The sequence below is a fragment of the uncultured Flavonifractor sp. genome (genome assembly GCF_944387675.1).
Classification (GTDB): Bacteria; Bacillota; Clostridia; order Oscillospirales; family Oscillospiraceae; genus Flavonifractor.
The window spans coordinates 1-10,165 of record NZ_CALXFV010000077.1 but is presented as its reverse complement, the minus strand read 5'-3'; the positions used below and the strand labels follow the sequence as shown (position 1 = coordinate 10,165).

Here is a 10,165-nt window from a genome sequence, read left to right as displayed (position 1 = left end):
TCCCCCACGTCGATGGTCTTGGCGGCCTCATCCGCCCCCAGCCACTTGTCCGCCAGGGCGTCCAGGGTGCCGTCGGCCTGATAGCCCTCAATAATGGCGCTGACCTGAGGGGTAAGGGGGCTGCCCTTGGGCAGACCCAGGCCGTAGCTGTCGGGGGCAAGGGTCTCGGGGAAAATGGCCAGCGACCGCTGACGGGCCACCGCCAGGGTGGCCAGAGGCATATCAAGGAGAGCACCATCCACATAGCCGTTCTGCACCGCCAGCAGCATGGACGCTATGTCGTCATAATACTGGATGGTGACGCCGGGAATGGCCTGCTGGGCCAGCTGGTCCAGGTAGGAGCCCGTCAGGGCGCCCAGAGGGGCCCCCTCAAAGTCGGCCAGGCTCTCAAACCGGGCAGTGTCCTGGCCCTGGTTGGCCACCACCACCACGATGCCGCCGGAGTAGTCGGGTTGGGAGAAGTACACCCGCTCCTTGCGCTCCTCGGTGACGGTGAAGCCGGCGGCGCCCAGGTCGTACTTGCCCGCCTCGATGCCGGCGATGAAGGAGGTGAGCTCCACATTGTGGAGGTTGAGGCCATAGCCGTAGGCCTTGCAGAAGCGGACCACGATATCCACGTCGTAGCCCACCGTTTTGTTGTCCTTCACATAGGCGAAGGGGGCGCTGCTGGCCTTGGCGGCAAATTCCAGGGTGCCGTTGGGGGCGGGCAGGGCGGTCCAGTCCTCCACCACCTGGACGCTCTCATCCGTGCCGAACCAGATCTCTTCGATTTCCTCCAGGGTGCCGTCGGCCTGGATCTGGGTCAGAAACTCGTTCATCTGGTCCCGGAGGAGGGCGCCCTTCTCCGTCTTGGGAAAGGCAAAGGCGTAGCCGTCCTCCGTCAGGTAGTCCTCCAGGTAGGTCACCCCCGGGTTCTCGGCGCACAGCACCCGGGCCATGGGCTCGTCCATGAGAAAACCGGCGATCTTGCCCTGCTCCGCCGCCAGGGCCATGTCGGCGTAGGAGGCGTAGTACTCCTTTTTCGCGTCGTTGATGTAGGTATCGGTGTGCTGGTCAAAGGTGGAGCCGGTCATAACCCCGATGGTCTGGCCGTCCAGCTGACGAATGTCGGTGATGGGGGCCTTTTCCCCGGATTGGGCGGCGCAGCCCGCCAGCAGAACGGCCAGGAGGGCGGCCAGTGCCAGGGGAATCGGGCGCTTTCTCATCTGCATTCACTCCTTTTTAGGCACTCCCGGTCCAGCATGCCCAGCTTGTTGGCCGAGAGCATCAGCTCCGACTGCAAGCAGGAAATGCCGCAGGAGGTCATAAAGAAATCCAAAATCACGTTGCCTGCCACCGCCAGGCCGATGGCCTCCGCCGGAATGCCCAGCTGGGTGAGCAGCACGGTGTAGCAGGTCAGGCTGCCGCCGGGGACCGGCGGCGCGGCAATGGCCAGCAGCCCCGCTGTCAGCACGCCGGTGACCACCCAGGGCAGGGGCATGGCCACCCCGTAAAACTCCGCCAGCCCCAGGGCCAGTACAAAGAAGCCCACCGCGCCGCCGGTCTTGAACATCACCTGACCCAGCGGCACGGCAAAGTGGACGATGCGCCCGGAAATCCCCAGCCGCCGCTCACAGGTCTCCAGGTTGATGGACAGAGCGGCGGAGGAGGAGGCGGTGGACAGGGCGATCAGATAGGTGGGCAGCAGCTTGCCCAGCACCAGAGGGAAGGACACCTTCAGCCGCAGGCTGGCCCACAGAGCGTAGAGCAGCGGCCAGACCAGGCAGGCCGCGATGCCCAGCGCCAGCCCCTTTACCACGCCGCCCAGGCTGCTCAGGGCGTCGGACAGCATGAGGGAGAGCAGGCTCACAAAGACAAGGAGGGGGATATACCGGCTCACCACCTCCATCATGAACTGCACCACCGCATTGAATTGGCCCAGCAGGACCCGCAGGGCGGAGGCCTTTTCCCCTGATATCAGCAGCACCAGCCCCACACAGATGGCCATAAAGATAATCTGCAGGGAGTTGCCGTCCAGGAAGGGAGTGACAATATTGCTGGGAATAATTCCCAGAAGCATGCTGTAAATCTGCGCAGCGGCATTTTCTCCCATGGCGGCCACCCCCTGCTCCGGCAGAAAACACCATACCAGGCAGGCCGCCGTCGCCGCCGTCAGCAGAAAGACGAATCCCAGAAAGCGCAGCAGCACCGTCTTGCCAATGCGTCCCAGGGTATGTACGTCCCCAATGTTTAAAATACCCCAGCACACGCTGAGGAAAATCATGGGGCTGGCCAGGGCCTGCAACACGCCCATCAGGGCGGTAAACAGGGGGTCCACCACGCTGCCCGCTGCCGCGCCGGCCTGGGCGGGCAGGGCCAGAAAGACCACCCCCAGACCCACCGCGCCTGAAATGGCCAGCAGCAGCTGGAGCAGCGGGCTGAGCCGCTGAGGTCTGGCGGGGTAGAGGCCCAGCCGGTTGATTCCATCCAGATAGACGTACACCGGAGCAAGCCCCGCCTGGGCCAGCAGGTTGGAGCACAGCATTCGCCCGGCCTGGTCGGAGGCGGTTTCGTCCAGATCGATCCGCCCGCCGGGGGCGGTGATCTCCAGGTACATCCGGCCCAGACGGGTACCGCTGCGGAAGGTGCATACCGTCTCTTCCCCCAGCTTGCTCTGCCACAGGCTCAGGATCTCCTCCACCGCCAGCCGCAGGCGGATCACGTCCTTTCGGGTTACCGCCGCCTGCTCCAGCGCCTGGGTCAACAGGGCGGAGAGCCGGTCGATTCCCGCCCCGTCCAGCTTTATGGCTTCTCTCTTCCTTTGCAGTGTACGTGTTTTCTTATCCATGGGTACAGACTTCTTTCCTATTTGAGTATGCCGTGGTCCCGGGCCAGCGCCTCTATGCTCCGGTCATAGGTGGCCTCCGCCTCCCGGGAAAAAAAGCAACCGGGTACCCCTTCGTTATGGTCCCGGTGGTGGGCCACACAGGCGCAGCATTTGCCGTGCCGCGGGCAGTCGTAGGTGCAGGGGCAGGGGCGCTCGTTGGAGCAGGGCTGTTCTATATTATTCGCTGTATTCATTTTGTGCTTCCCTCGCTTGACTTGGTGCTCAGGGCCGCCAGACCGGCCCTTTCATACTGCTGCAGCCATAAAGTTATTTTATTTGTGATTCTGCCGTTGTGAATGCGCTGCGAAGAATTTGCATCTTTTTGCACAAGATCTGCGTGATTTGGACAAGCTGTCCGGCCCGCGTCGTTCTGTGCTTGACGAATTTACTTAGAAAACATATAATAAGAATACTTATAGAATGGAGGGGCCAGCTTGGAATCGTTGCACTATCTGTTAATGAAGGCCCATAGCCGGATGCAGCGGCAGATTTGCGCGCGGGCGGCGGAATTCGGCCTGACCTCGGGACAGCCCAAAATATTGGAGTATCTTTCCCAGTACGGGGAGAACAACCAGAAAGCCATTTCGGACTATTGCGAAATTGAGCAGGCCACCGTGGGGAGCATTCTGCTGCGCATGGAGGCATCCGGCCTGGTGGTTCGTGCGCAGCATGAGGGGAACCGGCGCTCCCTGTATGTGGCGTTAACGCCCAAGGGGCGGGCGGCGGCAGAGAAAATGGCGGGCGCGTTTGCCGACGCGGAGGGGGAGGTGGGCGGCATGCTTACCCCGGCGGAAAAGCTGCAGTTGCGCCGCCTGCTGGAAAAATTGTGCGGCGGTACATGGGAAGAAGGTGGGGAAACATGAAACGGGAAAATTTAGTGAAACGATCTTTCCTTCTGGTGTTCGGACTGATCATTATGGCGTATGGCGTCTCGCTGTCCATTCAGGCCGGATTGGGAACCACACCGATTTCCAGCCTTCCATACACCCTGAGCCAGTTGACGCCCCTTTCCGTGGGCGCCGCCACGGCCGCCATGCATGGCACCCTGATTTTGCTCCAGATTGTGCTGCTGCGGTGCGGATACCAGCCGCTCCAGCTTTTGCAGCTGCCGGTGGCCCTGCTTTTCGGGTGTATGACGGATCTGACGCTGTACAGCATCCAAAATTTGGTGCCGCATTCCTACCCGGAACAGTGGATATACTGCCTATTGGGAATCTTACTGGTGGGAATCGGGGTCAGCTGTGAGGTAACGGCTGATGTCATCCCTCTGGCCGGAGAGGGTTTTATTCTGGCGGTATGCAAGGTGTGCGCACTCCCCTTTTCCCCGATCAAGGTCTGCTTTGACTGCACCCTGGTGGCGCTCTCCTGCATCATAGGCCTTGCGTGCCGGGGGGAGCTGATAGGAGTGCGGGAGGGAACGATTGCGGCGGCAATCTGTGTGGGCCTGGTGTCAAAGCAGATTACCAAACGGGTAATCAATCCGCTGATCCAAAAGCGGTAGCCGGGCGATTTCTTGCATCTTTCCTGTTGCCTGGGAATGGTCCGCCCGGGACGGCCAGCCGGGGGAAAAATTTTTCCTAAAATTTCCCGGAAGGACTGTCCAAACAGAGCGCGATGCGGTATACTTTTGCCAACACCAGAGATCCGCGCCACGCTGACAACAATGGGAAAGGAAGGGTTACAATGGCACAAAAGAAGGCAGATTCCCTGAAGAAGAAGGCGGCCGCGCAGGAAACCGCGGCCCCGGCTGTGGAAAAGGAGCCGCCCGCTGCGGCGGCTGCCGCCCCCGCGGAAGAGGCCGCCCCCGTTCTGGCCGGGCAGGCGGAGCCTGCCCCCAAGAAGGCGGCAGCAAAAAAGAAGGCGGCATCTGCGGCGAAAAAGCCGGCCGCCCCCAAGAAGGCCGCCGCCCCTAAGAAGGCCGTGTCCCCAAAGAAAAAGGCCCCTGCGGCGGAGGAACCCGTCCCCGTGGCGGAGGAACCCGTCCCCGTGGCGGAGGAACCCGTCCCCGTGGCGGAGGAACCCGTCCCCGTGGCGGAGGAGCCCGTCCCTGCGGCGGAGGAACCCGTCCCTGCGGCGGAGACGTGGTCTAATCTGCCCCGCAGAAGCATTGCCTTTATCGGTTCGGAGTGTCATCCGTTTGTGAAGACGGGCGGTCTGGGGGATGTGATGTATGCCCTGCCCAGAGAGCTGGTGCGCCTGAACTGCGATGTGCGGGTGATTTTGCCCCGCTATGCCTGCATTCCCTGGGAATATCAGGAGCGGATGGTCTACCGGGGCGAGTTCTATATGGACCTTGGCAAGACCGGGCGCAGCTATTATGTGGGGATTATGGAGTATATCTGCGACGGCGTGGTATATGACTTCATCGACAACCAGGAGTTTTTCTCCGTCGGGAATCCCTACACCAACCTGGTAGACGACATTCCCAAGTACTGCTTTTTCAGCAAGGCGGCCCTGGCCGCGCTGAACTATATGAACTGGATTCCCGACATCGTCCACTGCCATGACTGGCAGGCGGCTCTTGTGCCGGTGTATCTGCGCACCCTGTTTAAGGACTCCCCGGTGGGGCGGGCCAAATCCATTCTCACCATTCACAATCTGCGCTTCCAGGGGGTGTACAACATCCCCACCATCCAGTACTGGTCCGGCCTGCCCAGCGAGGTCTTTGAGATGGGCGCCCTGAAGCAGAACTGGGTGGACGCCAACATGCTCAAGGGCGGCCTGGCCTATGCCGACCGGATTACCACCGTCAGCGGCACCTACGCCTGGGAGATTCAGACCGGCGAATACGGCGAGGGACTGGAGGACCACCTGCGCTATCACAGCGGCAAGCTCAGAGGCATTGTCAACGGTATTGACTACGGTATGTGGAACCCGGAGACCGACCCGGCGCTGGCGGAGAACTACGGTCTGGGCAATGTGCTGGAGCACAAGATGGCCAACAAGCTGGCCCTTCAGCGGGAGCTGGGGCTGGAGGAGGACGCGGGCAAGTTTGTCATCGGCCTGATTTCCCGCCTCACCAACCAGAAGGGCCTGGACCTGGTCAACGCCATCATTCCCCAGGTGCTGGACGGCAACACCCAGGTGGTGGTGCTGGGAACGGGCGACAAACAGTATGAGGACGCCTTCCGAAGCTATGAGCATGCTTACCACGGCACCTTCAGCGCCTGCATCCAGTATGACGAGGCCAGAGCCCACCGCATCTATGCCGGTGCCGACGCCCTGCTGGTACCCTCCCGGTTTGAGCCCTGCGGCCTGACCCAGCTCAACGCCATGCACTACGGTACCCTGCCCATCGTCCGGGAGACCGGCGGCCTGAAGGATACCGTGGAGCCCTACAACACCTTTACCGGTGACGGCAACGGCTTCACCTTTGACCGCTATGACGCCGGTCTGCTGCTGGACGCCATCAACCGGGCCAAGACCCTTTACTTTAACAACCGCTATCACTGGGATGAGGTGCTTCAGCGGGACATGGCCAAGGACGTCTCCTGGGAGAATTCGGCCAAGCAGTACAAGGACCTCTATCTGGAGCTGACCCAGTGGTAATGCTCCCGCTCCAAAACTGCAAAAAGGGCGGTTGAAAAAGTGGCGGAGCCACTTTTTCAACCGCCTCGGCGCATCACTCCCCCGCCTTGGACGGGGGAGTGATGCGTTTATATGGAACTGGGGGAACAGGACGCGCTGGAGCAGTGTTCCCGACCGTGGGGCGGGAGAGGACATTACCGCCTGCCCCGGGAGCGGCCCGGCGCTGGGAGACCGCGGAAACGGTACGTAGCGCCCTGCTAGGCCAGCGCCTCCAGGGTGCCGGCCAGCAAAAGCACATAGTCCGGCAGCCGGTCCAGAGGCGCCCGCTCGTCCACCGAGTGGGCGTCCACAATGTCCGGTCCGGTGCTGGCCATTACCAGGCCCGGAGCCTTGGCCTGGAACACCGAGGGCTCCAGCCCCACGTGGACCGTCCCGATCTCCAGCCCCCGGCCGGTCTGGCTCCGCCACACCCGGTCCAGCACCTCCGCCAGGGGATTGGCCCGATCCCCCGGCCAGCCGGGGTAGCCGGTGACAGTGCCGGTAAAGCCGTGGGCGCCGGCCAGGGCCTGGTGCCGGGCGGCCAGCTCCCCCTCCTCCTGCGCCCGGGCGGCCCGGAGAAAGGTACACACCTGATAGTCCGGCCCCACCGGTCCCGCCAGCCCCAGGTTGGCGGAGGCGCCCACCACTCCGGGGAAGGCGGGGTCCATAGCGTATACCCCATGGTACAGCCCGCTGAGAAAGGCCAGGGTATGGCTCTGAAATTCCGCCGTCCACATCTGCTCCGGACGGTCCGCCGGAACGCAGGACGCCGTCAGGCCGGGGTCGGTCTGGCGGTAGCGCTCCAGGGCGGCCCGGAGCGGCGCCAGGTCAGGCTCCCCCGGTGTGAGCACCAGGGCCTGGGCCTGGGCCGGGATGGCGTTGTGGGCCAGTCCGCCGGACAGGCCGGCCACCCGTCCGCCGGACAGTCCGGCCAGAAAACCGGCCAGCAGCCGGATGGGATTGGCCCGGCCCCGATGTATGTCGTCCCCCGAGTGGCCGCCCAGCCCGCCGGTGAGGGTGATCCGCCAGGCGGGCAGCGGCGGGGAGGATTGGGTGGAAAGGGGCCTGCTCCAGGTCTCCCGCCGGCCGCCGGCGGAGCCCACAATGGCCCGGCCCAGGTGGAAGCCGTCGGTGTTGAGCAGATAGTCCCCGTCGGCCAGCCAATCCGCCGCAACTTCTCTGGCACCCGCCAGCCCCACCTCCTCCGCGGTGGTGAACAGCAGACTCAGCGGCCCGTGGGCCACCCGGCCGGTGGATAGCAGCCACAGCACCGCCGCGTTGCCCAGGCCGTTGTCCGCCCCCAGGGAGGAGCGGCCGTCGCTGCGCAGCCAGCCGTTTCGCACCACGATGGTCACCGGGTCGGCCTCCGGCCGGAAGCCGCCGGCGGCGGCGCACACCATATCCATATGCCCCTGGAGGATGAGCCGGGGCCGCCCCTCCCGGCCCGGCGCGGCGGGCAGGCGGCACAGCAGGTTGTTGGCCCGGTCCCGCAGCGGCGCACCCCCCAGCACCTCCCGGAGATAGGCGGCGTAATCTTCACAAGTGGCCGCTTCTCCGTGGGAGGGGTGGGGATGGCGGGAGAGCAGACGGAAGGTGTCCTCCACCCCCCGGATGATGGCCTGCCTGCCGCCAAGGCGCTCCAATAAGGTCAGTGACATTCCCGGCACCTCCTTTTATACAGGAACATTGTAACACAAATTTTCCCCTTCCGCACCCAGAAGTCCCCCTTTCCCAGAGAAATCCGTTTTCTTTTTTCCAATCAGGTGTTAGAATAATGTCTGCTGAATAAACCGTAAAGCGGTTTATTCTCGCGGCGGCAGCCGCGCAATTCCATCAAAGCGGCGCAGAAGAGCCGCTTTGATGGAATTCAGCCATTGTTACAATGCGTATTTCCACTGGTGCGTGAAGACGCACCAGTGGAAGGTGCAAGGGTTTTGGGCGAAATGCTCCAAAACCCTTGCACGAGAACAAAGCTACTTGGCCTTGAAAACCTTGGCTTTCAAGGCGTTCGGCTTTGTTCAGTACGCATTAGAATAACAGGGTAACGGGAGGTGAGGTCCATGGCCAGAAAGGCCCGGGTGAAGTACGCCCAGTTCCCCGCCGGACGGCGGGTGCTAGCCATCAGCGACATCCATGGCAGCCTACCCTTTTTCCAGGGCGTGCTGGCGGCGGCCCACTATACGCCGGAGGATGTGCTGGTGCTGGTGGGGGACCTGGTGGAAAAGGGGCCGGACAGCCTGGGGCTGCTGCGGGCGGTGATGGAGCTGGCCGGACGGAACCGTGTGTACTGCCTGCGGGGAAACTGCGACAACCTGGTGTGGGAGTTTGCCCAGGGGGAGGGCGATCCCCAGGCCCCCTTCTTTCAGAACTACCTGAAGGTGTGGTGGGAGCGGAGCCTGCTCATTCAGATGGGTCGGGCCGCAGGGCTGGACCCCGGAGGGCCGGAGGACCTGCCTGCCCTGCGCCGGGCAATCCGGGCGCACTTTGCCCCCGAGCTGGAGTTTCTCGCGGCCATGCCGGAGATTCTGGTCACCCCCCACTATCTGTTTGTCCACGGCGGGGTGGATGACGAGGAGCGGCTGGAGGAGATGGACGCCTGGCGGTGTATGAAAAACGACGACTTCCTCTCCCAAAACCGCACCTTCCGCCGCTGGTGCGTGGTGGGCCACTGGCCGGTGACCTTGTACCGGCCCCATATCCCCTCCGCCGCCCCCCTGCTGCTGGAGGAGCGGCACATCGCCAGCATCGACGGCGGCTGTTCCCTGAAGGTGGACGGCCAGCTCAACGCCCTGGAGCTGCCCATGACGCCCGGCGGGGCCTTTGCCTGGTATGCCTACGACGGTCTGCCCACCGCTGTGGCCCTGGACCGGCAGGAGCCGTCTGCGGATTCGGTGAATGTGCGCTGGGGCCGCAATGTGCTGGAGGTGCTGGAGCGGGGGGAGCGCCTCTCCCTCTGCCGTCACCTGGAGACCGGCCGGGAGCTGGAGGTGCTCAACGAGTACCTCTACGTTCGGGATGGGGTCACCCGGTGCGAGGACTCCACCGACTACCGCCTGGAAATCGCTCCGGGCGACACGGTGTCGGTGGTGCGTGCTTTGCCAGACCGGGCGCTGGTAAAGAAAAAGGGCGTCACCGGCTGGTATTTTGGCCGATTGGATGAAAAAAGATAGAAAAACCCTTGACTTTCCTTAGCCCTGCGGATATACTATTAAAGCCGCTTTGAATGGGTAAGAAGCGCGGAGGCGCCCGGGAGCAGGGCAACAGCGAGACACGCAGACCAAAAAACAGGTCGGCCGCAGGCCGGCGGCATTTTTGGCGGAGTGTTGAGCAGTTGACCGTCGCGGAGGGTGCGCAGCGTGACAAGCAAGTGGAACCTTGGTTCCCGCCCCCGACAGCGAGCCCGTAATGAAGGAGTTGAAACTACATGCATGCGATCATCGAGACCGGCGGCAAGCAGTACAAGGTGGCGGAGGGCGACACTCTGTTCATCGAGAAGCTGCCCAACGAGGCCGGCGACAACGTGACCTTTGACAAGGTCCTGGCTGTCATCGACGGGGACAAGATCACCGTTGGCACTCCCGTGGTGGAGGGCGCCAGGGTGGACGCCTCCGTGGTGAAGAACGGCAAGGGCAAGAAGATCCTGGTGTTCAAGTACAAGCCGAAGAAGGGCTACCGGAAGCGTCAGGGCCATCGTCAGCCCTACACCAAGGTGACCATCGGCGCCATCTCCGT

The 10,165-nt window shown here is 63.0% G+C and carries 9 protein-coding genes; 5 read left to right on the top strand and 4 right to left on the bottom strand.

Annotation, left to right across the window (positions count from 1 at the left end):
• The 3 genes from Q0J74_RS08140 to Q0J74_RS08130 form a co-directional block, all read right to left on the bottom strand.
• Positions 1-1,205: substrate-binding periplasmic protein (locus Q0J74_RS08140; RefSeq protein ID WP_297213101.1), on the bottom strand; the 1,205-nt coding region annotated here is incomplete at its 3' end.
• Positions 1,202-2,827 carry a dicarboxylate/amino acid:cation symporter gene (locus Q0J74_RS08135; RefSeq protein WP_297213097.1) on the bottom strand — a complete coding sequence of 542 codons (1,626 nt, stop codon included), beginning with the start codon at positions 2,825-2,827 and terminating at the stop codon, positions 1,202-1,204. The genes Q0J74_RS08140 and Q0J74_RS08135, both read right to left, overlap by 4 nt.
• Before the next feature lie 17 nt (positions 2,828-2,844).
• On the bottom strand, positions 2,845-3,060 hold the full coding sequence (locus tag Q0J74_RS08130) for a hypothetical protein (protein WP_297213095.1): 216 nt from the start codon (positions 3,058-3,060) through the stop codon (positions 2,845-2,847).
• A 282-nt stretch (positions 3,061-3,342) separates the two neighbouring features.
• On the opposite strand from Q0J74_RS08130, the gene Q0J74_RS08125 reads away from it, so the two are divergent.
• The 3 genes from Q0J74_RS08125 to Q0J74_RS08115 all read left to right on the top strand — a co-directional run bounded on the left by Q0J74_RS08125 (position 3,343) and on the right by Q0J74_RS08115 (position 6,415).
• Positions 3,343-3,729: a MarR family winged helix-turn-helix transcriptional regulator gene (locus tag Q0J74_RS08125; RefSeq protein WP_297213091.1), complete on the top strand. Its 387-nt coding sequence runs from the start codon at positions 3,343-3,345 to the stop codon at positions 3,727-3,729.
• A complete protein-coding gene (locus tag Q0J74_RS08120; protein WP_297213089.1) occupies positions 3,726-4,367 on the top strand; it encodes a YczE/YyaS/YitT family protein in 642 nt (213 codons plus the stop codon). The genes Q0J74_RS08125 and Q0J74_RS08120 overlap by 4 nt, the downstream gene beginning before the upstream one ends.
• Before the next feature lie 182 nt (positions 4,368-4,549).
• Positions 4,550-6,415 carry a glycogen synthase gene (locus Q0J74_RS08115; protein WP_363315570.1) on the top strand — a complete coding sequence of 622 codons (1,866 nt, stop codon included), beginning with the start codon at positions 4,550-4,552 and terminating at the stop codon, positions 6,413-6,415.
• 236 nt (positions 6,416-6,651) lie between these two features.
• Here Q0J74_RS08115 and Q0J74_RS08110 read toward each other — a convergent pair whose 3' ends face one another.
• The gene (locus tag Q0J74_RS08110; RefSeq protein ID WP_297213085.1) at positions 6,652-8,091 is read right to left on the bottom strand and encodes a M20/M25/M40 family metallo-hydrolase; all 1,440 of its coding nucleotides are present in this window, start codon (positions 8,089-8,091) and stop codon (positions 6,652-6,654) included.
• A gap of 402 nt (positions 8,092-8,493) precedes the next feature.
• Between Q0J74_RS08110 and Q0J74_RS08105 the strand changes: the two genes are divergently transcribed.
• Together Q0J74_RS08105 and rplU are read left to right on the top strand one after the other, a co-directional pair.
• Positions 8,494-9,603, top strand: coding sequence for a metallophosphoesterase (locus tag Q0J74_RS08105; RefSeq protein WP_297213083.1), 1,110 nt, complete (start codon positions 8,494-8,496; stop codon positions 9,601-9,603).
• Positions 9,604-9,857: 254 nt separating this feature from the next.
• A partial coding sequence (gene rplU, locus Q0J74_RS08100) for a 50S ribosomal protein L21 (RefSeq protein WP_297213081.1) occupies positions 9,858-10,165 on the top strand: 308 nt, incomplete at its 3' end.